This window comes from Micromonospora sp. 050-3, assembly GCF_046549335.1.
Classification (GTDB): domain Bacteria; phylum Actinomycetota; class Actinomycetes; order Mycobacteriales; family Micromonosporaceae; genus Micromonospora; species Micromonospora trifolii.
In genome coordinates this window covers 1594151-1614524 of sequence record NZ_JAJPVX010000002.1, presented here as the reverse complement: position 1 = coordinate 1614524, position 20374 = coordinate 1594151, and the positions used below count along the sequence as shown (strand labels likewise).

Annotated in this window: 15 protein-coding genes; 7 read left to right on the top strand and 8 right to left on the bottom strand. The window is 72.6% G+C overall.

The window, feature by feature from the left end:
* Window positions 1-119 precede the first annotated feature (119 nt).
* Window positions 120-512, top strand: coding sequence for a PH domain-containing protein (locus ACLJOK_RS22500; protein WP_410820649.1), 393 nt, complete (start codon window positions 120-122; stop codon window positions 510-512).
* Here ACLJOK_RS22500 and ACLJOK_RS22495 read toward each other — a convergent pair.
* Window positions 506-1432 (bottom strand): 2-hydroxyacid dehydrogenase, encoded by a 927-nt coding sequence (locus ACLJOK_RS22495; RefSeq protein WP_410820648.1) that lies wholly within the window; start codon window positions 1430-1432, stop codon window positions 506-508. The two genes, ACLJOK_RS22500 and ACLJOK_RS22495, sit on opposite strands and share 7 nt — an antisense overlap.
* A 186-nt stretch (window positions 1433-1618) precedes the next feature.
* Between ACLJOK_RS22495 and ACLJOK_RS22490 the strand changes: the two genes are divergently transcribed.
* From ACLJOK_RS22490 to ACLJOK_RS22480, 3 genes are all read left to right on the top strand, one after another.
* Complete coding sequence (locus tag ACLJOK_RS22490; RefSeq protein WP_410820647.1) at window positions 1619-3436, top strand: SpoIIE family protein phosphatase; 1818 nt, start codon at window positions 1619-1621, stop codon at window positions 3434-3436.
* Between the two features lie 92 nt (window positions 3437-3528).
* Window positions 3529-4701 carry a PQQ-dependent sugar dehydrogenase gene (locus tag ACLJOK_RS22485; protein WP_410820646.1) on the top strand — a complete coding sequence of 391 codons (1173 nt, stop codon included), beginning with the start codon at window positions 3529-3531 and terminating at the stop codon, window positions 4699-4701.
* A gap of 60 nt (window positions 4702-4761) precedes the next feature.
* Window positions 4762-6366, top strand: coding sequence for a metallophosphoesterase (locus ACLJOK_RS22480; RefSeq protein WP_410820645.1), 1605 nt, complete (start codon window positions 4762-4764; stop codon window positions 6364-6366).
* A gap of 43 nt (window positions 6367-6409) precedes the next feature.
* Here ACLJOK_RS22480 and ACLJOK_RS22475 read toward each other — a convergent pair whose 3' ends face one another.
* Window positions 6410-8767, bottom strand: coding sequence for a transketolase-like TK C-terminal-containing protein (locus ACLJOK_RS22475; protein ID WP_410820644.1), 2358 nt, complete (start codon window positions 8765-8767; stop codon window positions 6410-6412).
* A gap of 121 nt (window positions 8768-8888) precedes the next feature.
* Complete coding sequence (gene gatB, locus ACLJOK_RS22470) at window positions 8889-10388, bottom strand: Asp-tRNA(Asn)/Glu-tRNA(Gln) amidotransferase subunit GatB (protein WP_410820643.1); 1500 nt, start codon at window positions 10386-10388, stop codon at window positions 8889-8891.
* A gap of 148 nt (window positions 10389-10536) precedes the next feature.
* On the opposite strand from gatB, the gene ACLJOK_RS22465 reads away from it, so the two are divergent.
* Window positions 10537-10755 carry a hypothetical protein gene (locus tag ACLJOK_RS22465; protein ID WP_410820642.1) on the top strand — a complete coding sequence of 73 codons (219 nt, stop codon included), beginning with the start codon at window positions 10537-10539 and terminating at the stop codon, window positions 10753-10755.
* The gene (locus ACLJOK_RS22460; protein ID WP_410820641.1) at window positions 10752-11306 is read left to right on the top strand and encodes a hypothetical protein; all 555 of its coding nucleotides are present in this window, start codon (window positions 10752-10754) and stop codon (window positions 11304-11306) included. The genes ACLJOK_RS22465 and ACLJOK_RS22460 overlap by 4 nt, the downstream gene beginning before the upstream one ends.
* Before the next feature lie 76 nt (window positions 11307-11382).
* Here the strand turns inward: ACLJOK_RS22460 and gatA are convergent, their stop codons facing one another.
* The 4 genes from gatA to ligA all read right to left on the bottom strand — a co-directional run bounded on the left by gatA (window position 11383) and on the right by ligA (window position 18351).
* The gene (gatA, locus tag ACLJOK_RS22455; protein ID WP_410820640.1) at window positions 11383-12858 is read right to left on the bottom strand and encodes an Asp-tRNA(Asn)/Glu-tRNA(Gln) amidotransferase subunit GatA; all 1476 of its coding nucleotides are present in this window, start codon (window positions 12856-12858) and stop codon (window positions 11383-11385) included.
* A 76-nt stretch (window positions 12859-12934) separates the two neighbouring features.
* A complete protein-coding gene (gatC, locus tag ACLJOK_RS22450) occupies window positions 12935-13240 on the bottom strand; it encodes an Asp-tRNA(Asn)/Glu-tRNA(Gln) amidotransferase subunit GatC (RefSeq protein ID WP_091393256.1) in 306 nt (101 codons plus the stop codon).
* A gap of 145 nt (window positions 13241-13385) precedes the next feature.
* Window positions 13386-16058: a putative bifunctional diguanylate cyclase/phosphodiesterase gene (locus ACLJOK_RS22445; protein ID WP_410820639.1), complete on the bottom strand. Its 2673-nt coding sequence runs from the start codon at window positions 16056-16058 to the stop codon at window positions 13386-13388.
* 157 nt (window positions 16059-16215) lie between these two features.
* The gene (ligA, locus tag ACLJOK_RS22440) at window positions 16216-18351 is read right to left on the bottom strand and encodes an NAD-dependent DNA ligase LigA (RefSeq protein WP_410820638.1); all 2136 of its coding nucleotides are present in this window, start codon (window positions 18349-18351) and stop codon (window positions 16216-16218) included.
* Between the two features lie 329 nt (window positions 18352-18680).
* Here ligA and ACLJOK_RS22435 point away from each other — a divergent pair, with 329 nt between their 5' ends.
* Window positions 18681-19217: a type II toxin-antitoxin system PemK/MazF family toxin gene (locus tag ACLJOK_RS22435; RefSeq protein ID WP_410820637.1), complete on the top strand. Its 537-nt coding sequence runs from the start codon at window positions 18681-18683 to the stop codon at window positions 19215-19217.
* 135 nt (window positions 19218-19352) lie between these two features.
* On the opposite strand, the gene ACLJOK_RS22430 is transcribed toward ACLJOK_RS22435, so the two are convergent.
* Window positions 19353-20363, bottom strand: a complete 1011-nt coding sequence (locus tag ACLJOK_RS22430) for an ADP-ribosylglycohydrolase family protein (RefSeq protein WP_410821566.1) — start codon at window positions 20361-20363, stop codon at window positions 19353-19355.
* Window positions 20364-20374 lie beyond the last annotated feature (11 nt).

Here is a 20374-nt window from a genome sequence, read left to right as displayed (position 1 = left end):
AATTGGTTACTTGCCGGTCACTCAGGGGAGACAACGACCTGTGTCACTGTACGGCGTACCGCACGCTGCCGGCACCGCCCGCCGCGAGCCGAAACAACCAGGAGTGGGATCATCGGAGGGTGAGTAAGCCCGACACGGTCCGCTTCCGGTACAACCAAGCCATCCTGGTGGCCGCGATCATCGCCTTCGTCGGCGCCCTGCCGCTGGCCAACGCCCGGGACTACCTGCTGCCGGTGCTGCTCGTCCCGCTCGCCGTCGCGCTGTGGGCCTGGCGGGCCGGCACCGACGCCGACAAGCGGGAGCTGCGCATCCGGGCGCTGGTCGGGCAGCGTCGGATCGCCTGGGACCAGGTCCTCGAGCTGACCACCGACCAGCGCGGGCGCGCGGTGGCCCGGCTCGACGACGGCCGCCAGGTCACCCTGCCGGCCGTCCGTGGGGCGGATCTGCCCCGACTGGTCGCGGCGACCGGCCAGCCGCTGCCGGAGGCTTCGGCGGAGACCCCCGGTCAGTAGCCGTCGACCACCGTGTTGATCAGCGGTTGCCCGGCGGCGAACCGGCGGACCTGATCACCCACTAGTCGGTAGGCCCGTGGCAACAACCCGCGCACCGACCCGCCGACGTGCGGGGTGAGCAGCACGTTCTGCATCTCCCAGAGCGGAGAGTCGGCGGGCAGCGGCTCCGGGTCGGTGACGTCCAGCGCCGCCGAGATCCGACCGGTGCCCAGCTCGGCGACGAGCGCCTCGGTATGCGCCACCGGGCCCCGGGCGGCGTTCACCAGCAGCGCCCCGTCCGGCATCGCGGCCAGGAACGCCTTGTCGATCAGGCCACGGGTCTGGTCGGTGAGCGGCACCAGCACCACCACCACGTCCGCGTCGGGCAGCAGCCGCGGCAACTCCTCGACGGCGTGCACCCCCTGCTCCGGGCGGGCCGTCCTGGCGACCAGTGTGAAACTCACGTCGAAGGGGGCGAGCCGGTCGCGCACCGCGGCGCCGATCGAGCCGGCGCCGATGATGAGCACCCGCTTGCCGGTCAGCTCGTCGGTCGGGGTGTTCTCCGCGAACGTCCAGCGCCGCTCGGCCTGCGCGCGGACGAACGCCGGAAACGCCCGCAGCTGGGTGAGGATCGCCGTGACGACCCACTCGGCGGTGGAGGGGTCGTGCACACCCCGGGCATCGCAGAGGGTGACAGCCGGCGGTGTCCGGCCGGCCCAGGCGTCCGCTCCGGCGGAGAGCAACTGCACCACCGCCAGGTCGGGCAGCTCCCGCAGCACCGCCGTCGCGTCCGAGCCACCCAGGAACGGCGGCACCCAGAAGCGAACGTCGGCCGCCTCGGACGGCATCCGGTCGGTCTGCTCGAAGACCTCCACTGTCACGTCGGCGGGCAGCTCGCCCAAGAGGTTCAGGCCGGCCTGGTGCGGAATCCATACCTTCACGTCCGCCGACGATAGTCCCCGACACCGCGGCCGGTGCAGGCACGGCGACGAACCGGCGTCCCGGGGGATGGCGCGTCGGCCCGGGGCGGGCGAGACTCAGCACACCGATGTTCGCCTCCGACCCGAACGAGGTATAACGAAGGGTCGGAGGGCCGGTCGGCCTCCGCCCCGGCAGACAGGTGCTCGATGACCGACGGCTCCCCCGGCCCCGCCCGGCGTTCGATCGCGCCACCTTCGGTGCTCGGCGACCCGGAGCGGCTGCGCGCGCTCGCCGACACCGGGCTCGACGCCGCCCCGGACGAGGCGTTCGACAGGTTCGCGCGGCTGGTCAGTGACCTGCTGGACGTGCCGGTCGCGCTGGTCTCCCTGGTCTCCGCCGACCGGCAGTTCTTCCCGGGCGCGGTCGGGTTGCCGGAGCCCTGGTCGGAGCGCCGCCAGACCCCGCTGAGCCACTCGTTCTGTCAGCACGTGGTGGACATCGAGGTGCCGATGGTGCTGCCGGACGCCCGGCTCTACCCCCGCGTCCGGGACAACCTGGCCATCGACGACCTCGGCGTGGTCGCGTACGCCGGGATGCCGCTGACCGACCTCTCCGGCCGGGTGCTCGGCTCGCTCTGCGCCATCGACAGCAAGCCCCGCGCCTGGACGGCCGCGCAGCTGCGGACCCTGGCCGACCTGGCCGCCGCCTGCTCGTCGGAGCTGCGGCTGCGGATCGCGCTCGACGGCGCGCAGGAGGCGCGGCGGCGTGTGGTGCAGGCGCACGGGCGGCTGGAGCTGCTGGCCGGGGTGAGTGAGACGCTGGCCGGCACCCTGGACGTGGGCACCGCGCTGCGCCGGCTCGCCGCCACAATGGTGCCGCTGCTCGCCGACTGGTGCCTGCTCACCCTGATCGGGCCGACCGGCCTGCCCCGCGAGGTGGTCTCGGTGCACCGGGACCCGGACCGCGCGGCGGACGTCGACCGCTTCGGCGATCTGCTGCGCACCGGGCTGAGCTCCGAGTCGATCATCCGGACGGTCCTGCGGACCGGCCAGCCCCGGCTGGGCAGCGTGGCGTCCCTGGCCGACGTGACGAGGGGTACCACCCACCCGGAGATGGCCTCCATCGCCAGCCGGCTGGGCATCGCCTCCTACCTGAGCGTGCCGGTGCGGGGCGTCGGCGGCACCGTGCTGGGGGCGATCACCCTCGTCAACGGCGGCCAACGTCAGCAGTTCGACGACCGGGACCTGCTCACCGCTGTCGACATCGGCCGTCGGGCCGGCCAGGCCGTCGGCAACAGCTCGATGTACGGCGAGCAGCGGCACGTCGCCGAGGTCCTGCAACACAGCATGCTGCCCCGACTGCCGGTGGTGACAGAGCTGGAGCTGGCGGCCCGCTACCAGCCGGCGGCCGACCGGGTGGAGGTGGGCGGTGACTGGTACGACGCCTTCGTGCAGCCCGACGGCGACGTGATCGTGGCGATCGGAGACGTCGCCGGGCACGACATCGAGGCGGCGGCGACCATGGGCCAGCTGCGCAACCTGGTGCGGGGCAACGCCTTCGGGCGGCCGGACGCGGTCGGGGCGTTGCTGAGCAACCTGGATGGCGCCATCCGTGGCCTGCGGCTGCCGATCGCCGCCACCGCGACGCTGGTCCGGATCTGTCCGCGGCGCGCCGGTGTGCACGAGATGACCTGGTCCAACGCCGGGCACCCGCCGGCCCTGGTGGTCCGCGTCGGCGGGGCGGTCGAGGTCCTGCAAGGCACACCGGAGCCGCTGCTCGGCCTGGCCCGTCCGTCGCCTCGGAGCAGCCACTCGACCAGCCTGGCCACCGGCGACACCCTGCTGCTCTACACCGACGGGCTGATCGAACGGCGGGACCGCTCCATCGACGAGGGGTTGGCCGAGTTGGCGGGCCGGCTGTCCGGCACCGACACGCTGCCCCTCGACGACCTGTGCGACCTGCTGCTCGCCTCGATCCGGCACCGTGAGGACGACACCGCGCTGCTGGCCGTACGGGCTCGGTGAGCGATCCACCGGGGACCATCGGACGGGTCCGTCGGCACCCGTTGCCACTCGACGGGCCCGGCCCGGCCGCGCAGCGGGCTACCCTGGGCCGGGTGAGAGCCCGTCCCCCGTACCCTCGCATCCACCGCCTCCGGGTGGCCCTCGCGGCGTCCTGCGCGGCGCTGCTCTTCACCGCCGGTTGCAGCTTCGGCGAGCCGGAGCCCGACCCGGCCGGCGAACCGCCCAACCTGCCGACCCCGTCCGCGTCGGCGAGCCCTGGCGGCGCCGGCCAGCAGGCGGTGGCGACAGTACTCGCCAAGGGTCTGCGGGTGCCGTGGGCGATCGCCTTCCTGCCGGACGGCGGCGCGTTGGTCACCGAACGGGACAACGGCCGGATCCTTCAGGTCGGGCCCGAGTCCGGGCCGGACGGGCTGCGGGTCCGCCCGCTCCAGACCATCCCCGACGTGGCGGCGGCGGGCGAGGGTGGCCTGCTCGGCATCGCCGTCTCCCCCGACTACGCCCGGGACCAGACGGTGTTCGTCTACTACACGACCGAGCGGGACAACCGGGTCGCCCGGCTGCGAATCGGCGGGCAGCCCACCCCGATCCTCACCGGCATCCCCAAGGCCAATGTGCACAACGGCGGTGGGCTGGGCTTCGGCCCGGACAAGCAGCTCTACGTCAGCACCGGTGACGCTGGTCAGCGCCCCCTGTCCCAGGACGCGAAGAGCCTCGGCGGCAAGATCCTCCGGATCACCCCGGACGGCAAGCCCGCCGCCGGCAACCCGTACCCCAACTCCCCGGTCTGGTCCCTGGGGCACCGCAACGTCCAGGGTTTCGCCTGGGACGCCGCGAAGCGGATGTACGCCGTCGAGTTCGGCCAGAACACCTGGGACGAGATCAACCAGATTACTAAGGGCGGCAACTACGGCTGGCCGAAGGTCGAGGGTCAGGCCGGCGACAAGCGGTTCACCGACCCGATCGCGCAGTGGGCGACGTCGGACGCGTCCTGCTCCGGTCTGGCCGCCACGGACCGGCTGCTGGTCACCGGTTGCCTGCGCGGCAAGCGCCTCTGGGTGATGGAGCTGACCGACACCGGCACCCTGCTCGGTCAGCCCAGTGAGCTGCTCACCAACCGCTACGGTCGGCTGCGCGCGGTGGCCGCGGCACCGGACGGGTCGCTCTGGGTGAGCACCTCCAACCACGACGGCCGGGGCGACCCGGCGGGCGACGATGACCGGCTCCTGCGGGTGGTCTTCGCGGGTGGTGACGGCGGACGCAGCTGATTGCGTCACCATCCGTTCAGGTTTGCCAAGATCTTCCGACGGGCAGGTCAGACTTTCAGCATGGACGGGCAACGCGACGAGCGGCACGACGACGCCGATGACCGGGACAACCCGGTGACCGGCGACGATCAGCCGCGCCCGACGGGTTGGTGGGTCGGCGCCGCCGGCCCGCTGCGCCGCCTCGGGCTGATCGTCGCCGTCCTCGCCGTGGCCCTGGCCGGGGCGGTGCTCGGGGTGCTGGCCGGTGGCCAGGTGAGCACCGACATCGGCCCGTTCCGGGCCAATCTCAGCATCTCCCCCGCCCGGGACGGCGGCACCACCGTCGACATCCCGCCGCTCGGCGCGCTGCTGCTCGACAGCCACGACGGGCCGACCCATCTCACCGTCCGGCTGGGCGCCCTCGACCAGGGGCGCACCGAGGCGCTGATCGACGACCCCGCCAGCATCAGCCGGGCCAGCCAGAGCGCCGTGGAGGACGTCCGCTCCGGGGTGATGCGCCTCGGCCTGCGTACCCTCGGCGCGTCGGTGCTGGTCACGTTGATCCTGGCTGGGCTGATCTTCCGTGACGTCCGGCGCACCGCCTGGGCGGGTGGGCTGGCGCTGCTGGTCACCGCCAGCAGCCTCGGCACGGCGGCGGCGACACTTCGCCCGCAGGCCATCGAGGAACCACGCTACGAAGGGCTGCTGGTCAACGCGCCGGCCATCGTCGGTGACGCCCGCCGGATCGCCAACGACTACACCAAGTACTCGGAGCAGTTGCAGCGCCTGGTCGGCAACGTCAGCCAGCTCTACACCACCGTCTCGGCGCTACCGCTGTTGGAGCCGACCCCGGGCACCACCCGGGTGCTGCACGTCTCCGACATGCACCTCAACCCGACCGGCTGGCAGCTGATCCGGACTGTGGTGGAGCAGTTCGGCATCGACGTGGTGGTCGACACCGGGGACATCACCGACTGGGGCAGCGAGCCGGAGGCCTCCTTCGTCGCCTCGATCGGCCTGCTGAAGAAGCCGTACGTCTTCATCCGGGGCAACCACGACTCCGGCAAGACCGCCGCCGCTGTGGCCCGCCAGCCGAACGCGATCGTGTTGAACAACACGACCACGACGGTCGCCGGGCTGACCATCGCCGGCATCGGCGACCCGCGCTTCACCCCGGACAAGAACACCTCCCCGGCCGGCAGCGGGTTGACCCAGCAGGTGGCCGACCAGGTGATCGGGGCCGGCAACCAGCTCGCCGCGACGGTCCGCAGCTCACCGCGACCGGTCAACATCGCTCTCGTGCACGACCCGGCGTCGGCCGGGCCGCTCGCCGGCACCTGCCCGCTGGTGCTGGCCGGGCACACCCACGCCCGGCAGGTAACCAAGCTGCCGCAGGCGCCCGGGCAGCAGCCCACGGCGCTCCTGGTGGAGGGCTCCACCGGCGGCGCCGGGCTGCGCGGTCTGGAGGGCGAGAAGCCCACCCCGCTGTCGATGAGCGTGCTCTACTTCGACCAGCAGAAGCTGCTCCAGGCGTACGACACCATCACCGTCGGCGGCACCGGGCAGGCCCAGGTCAACCTGGAACGGCGCCTGGTGGAGAACCCGACCGGCGGTGTCCCCGCCACACCCACACCCACGCCGAGCGGCGGTGTCCCCGCCACACCCACACCCACGCCGACCGGCTGAGCCGACGTCGACGCCCGCCGGCGGACCAGCGGGCGCCGACGGGTCAGCGGAGGGCGATGGCGGCCAGTGCAGCGTTGACGATGCTGCCGGGCAGCAGGTCGTGCAGTTCGTACAGCTCGGCGACGCTGCCGGACTGGCCGAACTCGTCCACCCCGAGCGGCACCGCCGGTGCGCCGACCGCCGAACCGAGCCAGGCCATCGCGTGCGACGCGGCGTCGTGCACTGTCACCACCGGCACCCGATCGGCGAACGCGGACCGCAGCGCGCCCGGCACGCTGGGCACCGTGGCCGTCCGTACGCCCTGGCGCAGGGTGCGCTGCCAGGCCCGGTAGAGCCGGTCCAGCGAGGTCACGTCCACCACGTGCGCGGCAATGCCCTCGTCGGCCAGTTCCGCGGCGGCGGCCAGCACCTCGGGCAGGACCGCGCCGGAGGCGGCCAACTGCACCACCGGGGCGTCGACCAGATGCGGGTACGCCTGGTGCGCATCGACCAGCCGGTACGCCCCGGCAACGACCTGCCGGCGCAGCACCGCGTCGCCGAGCCGGGCCCGGGCCGCCTCGAACGGCGCCTGGTCCAGTGGTCGGGTGCTCAACCGGAAGTAGTACGCGCCGTCCTCGGCGGGTGCGGCGGTCGCGGCCGGGGCCGACCCACCGGCGATCTGACCGAGCGCGTCGCAGAGCAGCCAGTCGAGGGTGGCCGCGTACGCCGGCTCGATGAAGGTCACCCCGGGCAGTTCCAGGCCGACCGACGCGGTGATCGTGGACTGGTGGGCGCCGCCCTCCGGGGCGAGGGTGATGCCGGACGGGGTGCCGGCCACCACGAACCGGGAGCCGGAGTAGGTGCCGTACAGGAAGGCGTCGAGGCCGCGCAGCACGAACGGGTCGTAGACAGTGCCCACCGGCAGCAGCGGCTGCCCGGACAGGTCCCAGGACAGCCCTAGCTGGCCGAGCAGCAGGAACAGGTTCATCTCCGAGATGCCCAGCTCGATGTGCTGCCCAGCGGGGCTCTCCGTCCAGCGCAGCATCCGGTCCTCGGTCCAGGAACGCTGCTCGGTGGGGGCGAACACCCCGGTCTTGTTGATGAACCCGGCGAGGTTGGTGGAGGTGGCCACGTCCGGGGCGGTGGTGACCAGGTAGCGGCCCACCTCCCGGTCCCGCGCCAGGTCCACCAGCACCCGACCGAAGGCCTCCTGCGTGGAGATCGGCTTGTTGGCGCGTACTCCGGTGCTTTCCGGGACGGTGACGCCCAGCGCACGCTCGCGCGGCGCGCGGGACAGCGCCTCCCGGCGGGCGCCGGCCTGGATCCCGGCGGGTGACGCCGGGTCGAGGCGGTCCCACTCGGTGTCGGCGGTCAACCCCTGCGCGGCGCGCAGCGTGTCGACCTGCTCCGAGCTGAGCAGCGCGGAATGGTTGCGCGGATTGCCGGCGATGGGCAACCCCCAACCCTTCACGGTGTACGCGAAGACGACGCTGGGCCGGTCGGTGACCGCGTCGCACTGGGCGTACGCGTCCAGCATCGCCTGAAGGTCGTGCCCGCCCAGGTCGGTGACGAGCGGGCCGAGTTCCTCGTCGGAGACGTCGGCGATCAGCTCCGCAATGCCGGTCGGAGCGCCGTCCAGGAACTGCTTGCGCAGCGCCGGCCCGACCAGCCCGAACAGCGACTGGTACTGCTCGTTGGGCATCGCGTCGATCCAGTCGCGCAGCGCCTCGCCGCCCGGCCGGGCGTACGCCTCGGCGAGCCGGCGGCCGTACTTGACCTCCACGACGTGCCAACCGGCCGCCTCGAACTGGCCCCGCCACTGGTTGATCCGGATGCCGGGAACCACCCGGTCCAGCGACTGGCGGTTGAAGTCGACCAGCCACATGACGTTGCCCAGCCCGGTGGTCGCCGGGTCGGCCACAGCCTCCCAGATGTTGCCCTCGTCCAGCTCGGCGTCGCCGATCAGCGCCACGAACCGGGAGTGCGGGCGGGCCCCGAAGTGCGCGTCGACGTACCGCCGGGTGGCGGCGGCGAAGAGCGGCGCCGCCGCGCCCAGGCCGACCGAACCGGTGGAGAAGTCCACCTCGTCCGGGTCCTTGGTGCGCGACGGGTACGACTGGAGGCCGCCACGGGCCCGCAGCCGGGGCAGGTAGGAGCGGTCCAGGTTGCCGAGCAGGTACTGGATGGCGTGGAACACCGGGGACGCGTGCGGCTTCACCGCGACCCGGTCCTCGGCGTCCAGGTGCGCGAACCAGAGCGCGGTCATCGCCGTGACCAGGGAGGCGCTGGACGCCTGGTGGCCGCCGACCTTCACACCGTCGCCGGTGGCCCGGTCATGGTTGGCGGCGTCCACGATCCGGGTGGCGAGCCAGAGGACCCGCCGCTGGATCTCGTCGAGGACATCGAGGTCGTGCTGGGTCACGGTGGCTCCATCCAGGCGTCGCCGTTGACGCCCTCGCGAGGGGTGCGGGGTGGCCGCGTGGTCGACAGGGGGTGGCGGCAGGCCGCCGCCGGGTCGCGGCGGCGGCGTGCTCGGGTGGGTGTCAGCCCTGGACGCCGAGGCGCTCCAGAATCAGCTCACGCAGGGTCTTCGCGTCGGCCTGACCCCGGGTGGTCTTCATGACCGCGCCGACCAGCGCACCGACCGCCGCGACCTTGCCACTGCGGATCTTGTCGGCGATGCCGGGGTTCGCGGCGATCGCCTCGTCCACAGCGGCGGTCAGCGCGCCGGTGTCCGACACGACCTCCAGGCCCCGGCTGGTCATGATCTCGGTGGGCGAGCCCTCGCCGTCGACCACGCCCTCCAGCACCGTGCGGGCCATCTTGTCGTTGAGCTTGCCGGCGTCGACCAGCCCCTGAAGCTCGGCGACCTGGGCGGGCGTCGCGCCGATCTCGGCCAGCTCCACACCGCTCTCGTTGGCCCGGCGGGACAGCTCACCCAGCCACCACTTGCGGGCCGCCGCCGGGGTGGTGCCGGCGGCCACGGTGGCCTCGATCAGCTCGACCGCGCCGGCGTTCAGCACCGACTGCATGTCCAGGTCGGACAGGCCCCACTGCTCCTGGAGCCGACGCCGGTGCACCCGGGGCAGCTCCGGCAGGGCGGCCTTCAGCTCGGCGACCCAGGCCTGGTCCGGGGCGATCGGCACCAGATCAGGCTCGGGGAAGTACCGGTAGTCGGTGGCCGTCTCCTTCGAGCGACCCGGGGTGGTGTCACCGGTGTCCTCGTGGAAGTGGCGCGTCTCCTGGGTGATCCGGCCGCCCGCGTCCAGCACCGACGCCTGCCGCAGCATCTCCGAGCGGACCGCCCGCTCCACCGACCGCAGCGAGTTGACGTTCTTCGTCTCGGTACGGGTGCCCCACTCCGCGCCCGGAAGGTTGAGCGAGGTGTTCACGTCGCAGCGCAGCGAACCCTCCTCCATCCGCACGTCGGACACGCCGAGGGTGCGGATCACGTCGCGCAGCTCGGCGACGTACGCCTTGGCCACGTCGGGGGCGAGCGCACCGGTGCCCGTGATCGGCTTGGTGACGATCTCGACCAGCGGGATGCCGGCCCGGTTGTAGTCGACCAGCGACTCCGTAGCGCCGTGGATGCGGCCCGTGGCGCCGCCGACGTGCAGCGTCTTGCCGGTGTCCTCCTCGAGGTGCACCCGCTCGATCTCGATCCGGACCGTCTCGCCGCCCACCTCGACGTCCAGGTAACCGTCGACGCAGATCGGCTCGTCGTACTGGCTGATCTGGAAGTTCTTCGGCATGTCCGGGTAGAAGTAGTTCTTCCGGGCGAACCGGCACCACTCGGCGATCGAGCAGTTCAACGCCAGGCCGATCCGGATGATCGCCTCGATGGCCGCCTTGTTGGCCACCGGCAGCGAACCGGGCAGGCCCAGGCACACCGGGCAGACCCGGGTGTTCGGCTCGCCGCCGAAGTCGGTCGGGCAACCACAGAACATCTTGGTGTTCGTGCCCAGCTCGACGTGGGTCTCCAGGCCGATCACCGGTTCGAAGCGCGCAACGACCTCGTCGTACGCGGGCAGTGTCGTGGTCATGAGACGCTCCAGGCGCGATCCGGGACAGAACCTGTCCAGCCTAATGGGGTTGCCCGATCAATCCTCGGCCGGGTTTCGTCCGGCGTGCGTGGCGTTACCGACAGCGGGGTACGGAACGACCATGACGAATACGGGGAGAGAGCGGGGAATGCAGGTCCGACCGGTGCTCGTCGGGGTGGTCGCGGTGTGGGCGGTGGCCGTCGTGGTGACCCTGGTCAGCTGGTTCGCCTCCGGAGAGGACCGTAACCCGGACACGGCCGCCGAGTTGGTGATCGCCATGGTGTTGCCCGGGGTGGTGGCGGTGGCGATCGCGTACGCCGTCGTGCACCTGGTGAACCGGCGGCGTCGGAATCAGGGGCGGCCGTGACGAGCGGGGGACGTGTCGCCTCCGACGAGCAGGTGCCGTTGGGGCGGCACCGCCGCAGCACGTACGCCGTCGCCGCGGCCGTCGTGGTCGGCGCGGCCGCGATGGGCACCGCCGCGATGGTCGACGGTGACACCGGTGGGTCCGGCCTCCTCGCGGCGTTCGCGCTGATGCTGATCCCGCCGCTGGTCGGCGCGGTCGCGGCCCTCGTCTTCGGCCGTCGGCTGATCAGGCGGATGCCCCGGACGGCCGGTGACGACCCGGCGACCAGGCGGCGGATCGGCCAGGCGTTGCGCGACGGGTCCACCGACGACCCTCGTCTGGACGCGCTGGCTCGCAGGGAGGCCCGACTCCGAGTCGGTCAACGCTGGCTGCTGTGGCTGTTCGCGGTGGTCGCCGTCACCCAGGTGTCGGCCCTGGTGAGCACGGTCAACCCGTTCAGCCGCGTGCTGGCCGTAATGCTGATCCTGCTCATGGTGGGTGCCGCCTGGTATCGCTGGCGTGGTCTGCGGGAGGCCCGCCGCTACCTCGCCGGGCCGCCGAGCCAGCCCTGATCGACGCCCAACCCGTCCAGACGCGCGATCGGCGCCGAGGGACATGTCCCTCGGCGCCGATGCGGTGACATCCGGTCTAGAGCGCCGGCGGGGTGAACGTGCCGACTGCGGACTCCAACGCGGCGGCGACCCGGTACATCCGGTCGTCGGCCATCGTCGGGGCCATCACCTGGAGACCGACCGGCAGCCCCTCGGAGAGCCCACAGGGCACCGAGATGCCCGGCCCGCCGTACAGGTTGGTCGGAATCGTGTACAGGTCGGCCAGGTACATCTGGTACGGGTCGGCGGTCCGCGCGCCCATCGGGAACGCCACCGACGGGGTGGTCGGCGAGATCAGCGCGTCGACCCGCTCGAACGCGGCGGTGAAGTCCCGGGTGATGAGCGTCCGGACCTTCTGCGCCTGCCCGTAGTACGCGTCGTAGTAACCCGACGACAGCGCGTACGTGCCGATCATGATGCGGCGCTTGACCTCCGGGCCGAAGCCGGCCTCCCGGGTCAGCGACATGACCTCCTCCAGCGACCGGTTGCCGTCGTCGCCGACCCGCAGGCCGAACCGGACGCCGTCGAACCGGGCCAGGTTGGAGGAGCACTCGCTCGGGGCGATCAGGTAGTACGCCGGCAGGGCGTACGCGAACGTCGGGCAGGACACCTCGACGACCTCGGCGCCCATCTTGGTCAGCGCGTCGACCGACTCACGGAACGCGGCCATCACGCCCGGCTCGGCACCCTCGCCGACGAACTCGCTCACGATGCCGAGCCGCACACCGGTCAGGTCACCGGTAGCGCCGAGCTTCGCCGCCGCCACCACATCCGGCACCGGCTGCGGAATCGAGGTGGAGTCGCGCGGGTCGTGCCCGCCGATCACCTGGTGCAGCAGGGCCGCGTCGAGCACCGTACGGGCACACGGGCCCGGGGTGTCGAGCGACGAGGAGAAGGCCACCAGCCCGTAACGGGAGGTGCCGCCGTAGGTGGGCTTGGCGCCCACGGTGCCGGTGACCGCCCCGGGCTGGCGGATCGAGCCGCCGGTGTCCGAACCGATCGCCAGCGGAGCCTCGTACGCGGCCAGCGCGGCGGCGCTGCCACCACCCGAGCCACCCGGGATCCGGCTGAGGTCCCACGGGTTGTGCGTCGGGCCGTACGCCGAGTATTCGGTGGAGGAGCCCATCGCGAACTCGTCCATGTTGGTCTTGCCGAGCATCACCGTGCCGGCCTCCCGCAGCCGCTGCACGATCGTCGCGTCGTACGGCGGGCGCCAGCCCTCCAGGATCTTCGACCCCACTGTGGTGGGTATGCCCCGGGTGGCGAGCACGTCCTTGACGGCGACCGGCACGCCCGCGAGCGGGCCCAACTCCTCGCCGGCGGCCCGGCGCTCGTCCACCGCACGGGCCGCGGCGAGCGCGCCGTCGGTGTCGACGTGCAGGAAGGCGTGCACCCGGTCGTCGACAGCGGCGATCCGGTCCAGGTGCGCCTGGGTCACCTCGACGGCGGAGGTCTCGCCCCCCGCGACCAGGCTCGCGATCTCCGTCGCGGTCATCTTGATCAGATCGCTCATGCCGTCACTCCGCTTCGCTCCACGACGCCATGAGGCACCACGGCGCTGCACTGCTGACTCGCTCGCTGGCGCTCGCTCATGAGGCCACATCCTCGGTCAGGATCCGCGGTACGCGGAACCGCTGGTCCTCGGCGTCGGGCGCGCCCGACAGCGCTTCCTCCGGAGTCAGGCACGGCGTGACGACGTCCTCGCGGAAGATGTTGGTCAGCGGCACCGAGTGCGAGGTCGGCGGGATGTCCGCGGCGGCGACCTCGCCGACCTGGGCGACCGCCTGGAGGATCACGTCGAGCTGGCCGGCGAACGTGTCCAGCTCCTCCTCGGTGACGGCGAGCCGCGACAGGCGCGCCAGGTGCGCGACCTCCTCGCGGGAGATGGCGGCCATCCGTGCCCCCTTCTGAATTCCTGCTGGTCGGGCGGTGTGCCGGCCGCGCGACAGGTGGAGCGTGACACGCGGTGACCGGAGCGAGTCTATTGTTCCGCTCCGGTGCCGCGTCCCCGACTCCCCCTCCAGCGACCCTCGCGCCGGGTCAGCGGGTGGGGCGGCGGGCGGCATCCGGCTGCGGGTGCCCGCCGGTCGGGCGGACCGGCCGGTACCGGGCCAGCCAGGTGACCAACTCCTCGGCCGGCATCGGCCGGGCGTAGAACCAGCCCTGAGCGGCGTCGCAGCCGGCGGCGTGCAGCATCCGCCAGGTTCGCTCGTCCTCGACACCCTCGGCGACCACCCGCAGCCCCAGCGCGCCGGCCAGCTCGATCATCGACCGGACGATCGCCGCGTCGTCGGCGTCCTCGGCCATGCCGAGGACGAACGATCGGTCCACCTTCACCTCGGACAGTGGCAACCGGCGCAGGTGCTGGAGCGAGGAGTAGCCGGTGCCGAAGTCGTCCAGCGCGATGGCCACGCCGATCCGGTGCAGCCGGGAGATGGTGGCCAGCACCCGACGCGGGTCGGCCATCAACGCGCCCTCGGTGATCTCGACCTGGAGCCGCTCGGCCGGCACCCCGTAGCGGGCCAGCCGGTCGGCGATCTGGTCGGCGATCTCGCCGGTGTGCAGGTCGCGCACGCTCACGTTCAGCGCGGCGCGCAGGCCGATCCCGGCCACCGACCACTTGGCGAGCTGCTCCACCACGTCGTCGACGACACGACGGGTGAGCAGTCGCATCACGGCGCTCTGCTCGGCGACCCGGATCAGTTCCTCCGGGTCGACCATGCCCCGCCGGGGGTGCCGCCACCGCAGCAGGGCCTCGACGCCGACCACCTCGCCGGTCGCGATGGCGATCTGCGGCTGGTAATACATGGTGATTTCCCCGGCGTCGTCGGCCGGCTCGTCGTCCGCGTGCGCCCACCCGGTCGGTTCGAGTGGCTGCCCGGGCGCACCCGGGCCGACGTCCCGCCGCCCCCCGGTGCGACCCTTGCCCACCGCGCTCCCGTTCGGGGACCGCCGACCGATCCCGCCGCCGGCGCGCCGCTCCCGGGCCGGGCCGGAACGGGTGCCGGCGACTGTGGCACGGGCGTTGCGGCCCCGGATCGGGTCGGCTCCGGTGGCGATCCGGTTGATCAGCTCATCGGAGTGCGCCAGCTCGGCGTCGGTGCGTCGACGGCGCGCCCACCACCGGCCAGATCCCGGTGGTGCCGGGGCGAGCGTCGGCGCCGGGTCCGCCGCCGGCACGGACCGGCCCGGCGCCGCGGTGGGCAGCACGCCCTCGGCCGGGGCGCCGGTGGGCAGTGCCGCCCCGTCACCGCCGCGCACCTCCGCCGACGCGACAAGGGGTACGTCGGCCGTCCGCTCGGCGTCGCTCGGCGCACCGTGCCGACCGGTCCCGTCCGGCTGCGCACCCTCGCCCTGGCCCTGACCTGCCGGCTCGGCGTCGGCGTGGAACGGCGCCTCGGTCGACGGGCTGGCCTCCAGTACGCGACGCAGGTCGGCGAGGAGGCCGAGTCGCTCGGCCGAGTTGTGGTCGGACTCCGGGGCGTACACGGCCACCGTGTCGTTGCGGTGCTTGGCGTCGTACATCGCGACGTCGGCGTGGCGCATCAGGGTGGCGAAGTCCTCGCCGTGCTCCGGGAAGAGGGCGATCCCGATCGACCCGCCCACGTCCAGCGGCAGCCCGTCGAGCGGCACCGGCTCGGCCAGCGCCTGGACCACCCGGTCGGCCAACTCCCGCGCCTGACCGACGTCGGTCAGCCCCGTCATCACGATGGCGAACTCGTCACCACCGAGCCGAGCGATCATCTGTGGTCGGGGCTGCATGTCGGTGAGCCGGGCGCTGACCTCGACCAGCAGCCGGTCGCCCACGGCGTGCCCGAGGGCATCGTTGACGTTCTTGAAACGGTCCAGGTCGATCAGCAGGAGCGCGAGCTGCCCGTCAGGTTCACCACGGGCGGTCCGCTCGGCATGCAGGTGCACCTGCTCGGCAACCTCGGCCAGCAGGGCCTTGCGGTTGGGCAGCCCGGTCAGCGGGTCGGCGGCGGCGAGGTGCTGCTGTTCGTTCGTCAACCGCGCCATCCGGTAGACGGCGAAGAGCGGCACCAGCACCAGCGGGATCAGCGCGGCGCTGACCCGCGCCGCCGCGACCAGCACCGGGGCGAGCAGCAGCAGTGAGCCGGTGGAGAGCAACTCGAAGCCGAGGCCCTGGCGGACGGTGGGCCACCAGCGGTCCCCGAACCGCAGCCGCACCGCCCAGCTGACCAACCCGTAGTTGACGACGAACCAGGCGAGCGCGGCACCGCCGACGGCGGCCACGTCGGTCCAGTGCAACCGCCCGCCGGAGAAGATCGTGCCCGAGCCGAGCTGAATCACCCCGTACGCGGCGGCGAGGGCGCAGGCGTACTGGCCGACGTTGAACGCCGTGCGCCACGCGGCGTGCCGCATCCGCCAACCCGAGACGACGACGCCCACCGCCTGCACCACCACCGCCGGGCCGAGACCCCAGCCGAGAAGGATCGCGAAGGTGAAGCAGGTGGACGGGAACACCGCCGACGTCTGCCGGCGCCCCGGTGGCACGAACGGGCGCGCGTCGCAGACCACGGCGAGCGCGGCCATCGTCCAGAACGCCACCGGCAGCTGGGACAGCTCACCGGGGAGCGTCGCGAGTGGAACGGCGGCGGTCAGCGCGGCGACCGCCAGGATGCCGGCGACGAAGGCGGCGAACGGTGCGACCCGTCCCGCAGGAAGCGAGTTGCGTGGGTCGGCGACCTCCACCACACCTCCCGACCGACCATCGGCGTGCCGGTGCGCACGCCGTGACCCAATGAAACGCCCTCGGCCCCCAGTTTCCCGGTATGACAGTCACGAATCGGTCGTAGTCGTAATTAAGTTGGTATACGCGGCCAGTCGCCGCGACCAGCCGTCGGCGGGGTCAGCCGCCCAGCTGAGCGACGTCCCGGGCGGCGTCCGGGCCCGCGTCCAGCAGGAGCCGGAACCCGTCCTCGTCGAGCACCGGCACCTTGAGACTGGCGGCCTTGTCGGCCTTCGACCCGGGGTTGTCCCCCACCACCACGAAGCTCGTCTTCTTGGAGACCGACCCGCTGACCTTGCCGCCCCGGCTCTGCACGGCCTCGGCGGCCTGGTCGCGCGAATAGCCGGCGAGTGTGCCGGTCACCACCACCGTCATCCCCTCCAGCGGGCGCGGCCCCTCGTCGACAGCCTCCTCGGCCATCCGCACGCCGGCCTCGGCCCACTTGCGGACCACCTCGCGGTGCCAGTCCACAGCGAACCACTCCCGGATGCTGGCCGCGATGGTCGGCCCGACGCCGTCGACGGAGGACAGCTCCTCCTCGGTGGCCGCATCGATGGCGTCCATCGAACGGAAGTGCCGGGCGAGTGCCTGGGCCGCGGTCGGGCCGACGTGCCGAATGGAGAGCGCCACCAGCACCCGCCACAGGTCCCGTTCCCGGGCGACCGCGAGATTGTCCAGCAACTTGGTGGCGTTGCTGCCCAGGCTGCCGTCCTTGTTGACGAAGAACGGCGACCGGGACAACTGCTCGGCGTCGAGGTGGAAGAGGTCGCCCTCGTCGCTGATGATCTCCGCGTCGAGCAGGGCGGCCGCGCCCTTGTAACCGAGCACCTCGATGTCGAACCCACCCCGGCCGGCGAGGTGGAACACCCGCTCCCGCAACTGCGCCGGGCAGCTGCGGGTGTTGGGGCAACGGATGTCCACGTCGCCCTCCTTCGACGGCGCGAGCGGGGTGCCGCAGGCCGGGCAACTGGTGGGCATGACGAACGGCCGGGCATCGGCGGGCCGCAGGTCGACCACCGGGCCGAGCACCTCCGGGATCACGTCGCCGGCCTTGCGCAGCACCACCGTGTCGCCGATCAGCACCCCCTTGCGCTCCACCTCGCGGGCGTTGTGCAGGGTCGCGAGCGCGACTGTGGAGCCGGCCACGCGCACCGGCTCGAGCACGGCGAACGGGGTGACCCGGCCGGTGCGCCCCACGTTGACGTCGATGTCGAGCAGCTTGGTGGTGACCTCCTCCGGCGGGTACTTGAAGGCGATCGCCCAGCGGGGGGCACGACTGGTCGACCCGAGCCGGCCCTGAATGGAGACCGGGTCGACCTTGACCACCACGCCGTCGATCTCGTGCTCGACGTCGTGCCGGTGCTCGGCGTAGTAGGCGATGAACTCCGCCACGCCGCCAAGGTCCGGGACGACCCGCCACCGGTCGCTGGTCGGCAACCCCCACGACTTGAGTGCCGCGTACGACTCGGACTGTGCCCTGGGCTGGAACCCCCGGCGGGCGCCGATGCCGTGCACGACCAGGCGCAGCGGCCGGGTGGCGGTGACCCGTGGATCCTTCTGTCGCAGGCTGCCGGCGGCGGCGTTGCGGGGGTTGGCGAAGGGCGCCTTGCCCTGCTCCACCAGACCCGCGTTGAGATCGGCGAACGCGGCGATCGGGAAGTAGATCTCGCCCCGGACCTCCACCAGCTCGGGGATGTCCGGGAATTCGGCGGACGGGACGAGCTGGCCGGGCACGTCCCGAATGCTGCGTACGTTTGCCGTGACGTCCTCACCGGTGCGCCCGTCGCCCCGGGTGGCGGCCCGAACCAGCCGGCCGTTCTCGTAGGTCAGGTTGATCGCCAGCCCGTCGACCTTCAGCTCGCACAAGTAGGGCACCGGGCCGCCCGCGTCCCGTTCGACCCGCTCGGCCCAGGCCGCCAACTCCTCGTCGGCGAAGGCGTTGTCGAGCGAGAGCATCCGTTCGGCATGGGTGACAGGGGTGAAGTCGGTGGAGAACGTGCCGCCCACCCGCTGGGTCGGCGAATCCGGCGTCCGTAGCGCCGGAAACTCCGCCTCCAGTGCCTCCAACTCGCGCAACTGCCTGTCGAAATCGGCGTCCGGGATGGTCGGCGAGTCCAGGACGTAGTAGCGGTACTGGTGCTCGGTCAACTCCTGGCTGAGCGCGGCATGCCGCTCCCGGGCCTGCGGCGTCGGCTCAGCCCCGGCCGCCGCCTCCTGCGCCGGGCTGACCTGCTGACCGATCTGCTCCTCGGACACACCGCCACCTTCGGACACGCCTGCGACCTCCCTGATCACGCTACTCCGGCACCGTATCGGGCCGGTGGGACAATCCGCCGCCCGCCCGCGCCCAGAGCGACCCCACCCTCAGCCGCCGTCCCATGATCAGCATGATCCACCCTTCCCGCGATCTTGCATTTGCTGTCGCGGCATAGGGGGCGTTCCGTGCATCTCGGCGACCGAAAATGCAAGATCGGCGCGGGCGGGGAGGCTGCGGTGTGGTTGGCGGGCGACACGGGCGGCGGCGTGCAAGGATCGCCGGACGGCGCGACCGGCGGTCGCCGGGACGCGGAGGTACGGAGGTACGGATGCCCGAGGCACTGCTCTGGGCGGTGGCGATCCTGCTGGCGGTGGCCGCCGGCTGGGCGTGGAACAGTTGGCGGCACCGGGTGGCCAACCGGCGTCCGGGCAACCGGCCGGGTCGGGGCGGCACCGGCGGCAGTCGTTCCAGCCCGCCACGGCCCCGTGGCGCCGAACGGCCGTCCACCAAGCCCCGCTCGCGCGACACCGACCGGCACGGCGACACCCCGGCGCCCGGTGAGATCTGGTGGGCCGACGTGCCGTACGCCGACGGCAGCGGGTCGAAGGTGCGCCCGTGTCTGGTGCTGCGCGCCGACTCCCGGGGCGCCGACGTCCTGAAGATCACCAGCCAGGACAAGAGCGACCGGGACGACCACGTGCGGATTCCCATCCGGGACTGGGACCCGGGCGCGGAGCACGACAGCTACCTCAGCCTCACCGAGCCGATCCGACTCAGCTCGGCCGCCTTCGCCGACCACGCCGGCCGCTGCGACGCCGACCTGTGGCGGAAGGTTCGCAGCCTGCGTCACCTCCCCACCCCCTGACCGCCCTCGTGGCCGCTCGCCGCTTTTGATCAACTCGGGTTCCTGAAAGTCGCGGAGTCCCGAAGCCCCGGATGCCCCGACTTTCAAAACCCCGAGTCGATCATGGCTGCACCGGCCGCGCAGGCCGCGCCCGGATCAGTCCCAGGTCGCGCCGAGCGTGGCCAGTTGGTCCGCGTACTCGATGCGGTTGGCCCATTCGCGCGGCCAGGCGGTCATGCCGACGGCCGCGCCCACGAACGCGCCGGCCAGAGCAGCGATCGAGTCGGAGTCACCGGCGGTGGTCGCGCCCCGGGCCAGCGCCGCGACCGGGTCGTCGGCGTGCCGTACGGCGCAGAGCAGCGCGGTGGCCAGCGCCTCCTCGGCCACCCAGCCCTCCCCGGTGGCCTGACACGGGTCACCGCCGTCGTCCGGCTGCGCCAGGGTGGCGGTCAGCCGGCCCAGCACCGCCAGGCACTCGTCCCAGCCCTGGGCGATGAACTCCTGCCCAGACCCGGAACCGGCGCGCTGCCAGAGGTCGCCCAACCACCGCTCGGAGTAGACCAGGCGCTGGGACAGTGCCCGCTCGGTGAGAACCGCGGGAAGTTCGGGCAGCGAAACGCCCGCGCGCAGCACGAAGACCGCGTACGCGGTGAGTTCGCTGGCGGCCAGCCCGGTCGGGTGGCCGTGGGTCAGCCCGGCCTGCAACTGGGCCAACCCGGCGAGCGTGTCGAGATCCACGTCGAGCAACCCGACCGGGGTGACCCGCATGTTGGCCCCGCAGCCCTTCGAGCCGACCACCGTCGCCTCCTGCCAGGACACCCCACGGCTCAGCTCGGCACAGGCGCGCAGGCAGGTCATGCCCGGGGCACGGTTGTTGTCCGGGCTGACCGCCCAGGCCAGGAAGCGTCGCCGCAGCAGCGGCTCCACCGCCTCCGGTGTGAACGACGGCGCCTCGCGCAGCGCCCAACCCAGTGCCAGCGCCATCTGGGTGTCGTCGGTGACCAGCGCCGGCTCGCCGGACAGCTCACGCGGACCGGCCGGGCCGTACCGGCGCTCGATCTCGGCGACGGTCAGGAACTCGGTCGGCTTGCCCAGCGCGTCACCGTAGGCGAGGCCGAAGAGCGAACCGGAGGCGCGTAGCGCGGAGGTGTGGATCACGGCGGCCATCATGCCCGGCC

Coding starts and splice junctions, on each gene's coding strand:
- ACLJOK_RS22430 (WP_410821566.1), bottom strand. CDS start 20,363: ATGGCCGCCGTGATCCACACCTCCGCGCTACGCGCCTCCGGTTCGCTC.
- gatC (WP_091393256.1), bottom strand. CDS start 13,240: ATGGCCGCCATCTCCCGCGAGGAGGTCGCGCACCTGGCGCGCCTGTCG.
- ACLJOK_RS22465 (WP_410820642.1), top strand. CDS start 10,537: ATGCAGGTCCGACCGGTGCTCGTCGGGGTGGTCGCGGTGTGGGCGGTG.
- gatA (WP_410820640.1), bottom strand. CDS start 12,858: ATGAGCGATCTGATCAAGATGACCGCGACGGAGATCGCGAGCCTGGTC.
- ACLJOK_RS22480 (WP_410820645.1), top strand. CDS start 4,762: ATGGACGGGCAACGCGACGAGCGGCACGACGACGCCGATGACCGGGAC.
- gatB (WP_410820643.1), bottom strand. CDS start 10,388: ATGACCACGACACTGCCCGCGTACGACGAGGTCGTTGCGCGCTTCGAA.
- ACLJOK_RS22490 (WP_410820647.1), top strand. CDS start 1,619: ATGACCGACGGCTCCCCCGGCCCCGCCCGGCGTTCGATCGCGCCACCT.
- ACLJOK_RS22435 (WP_410820637.1), top strand. CDS start 18,681: ATGCCCGAGGCACTGCTCTGGGCGGTGGCGATCCTGCTGGCGGTGGCC.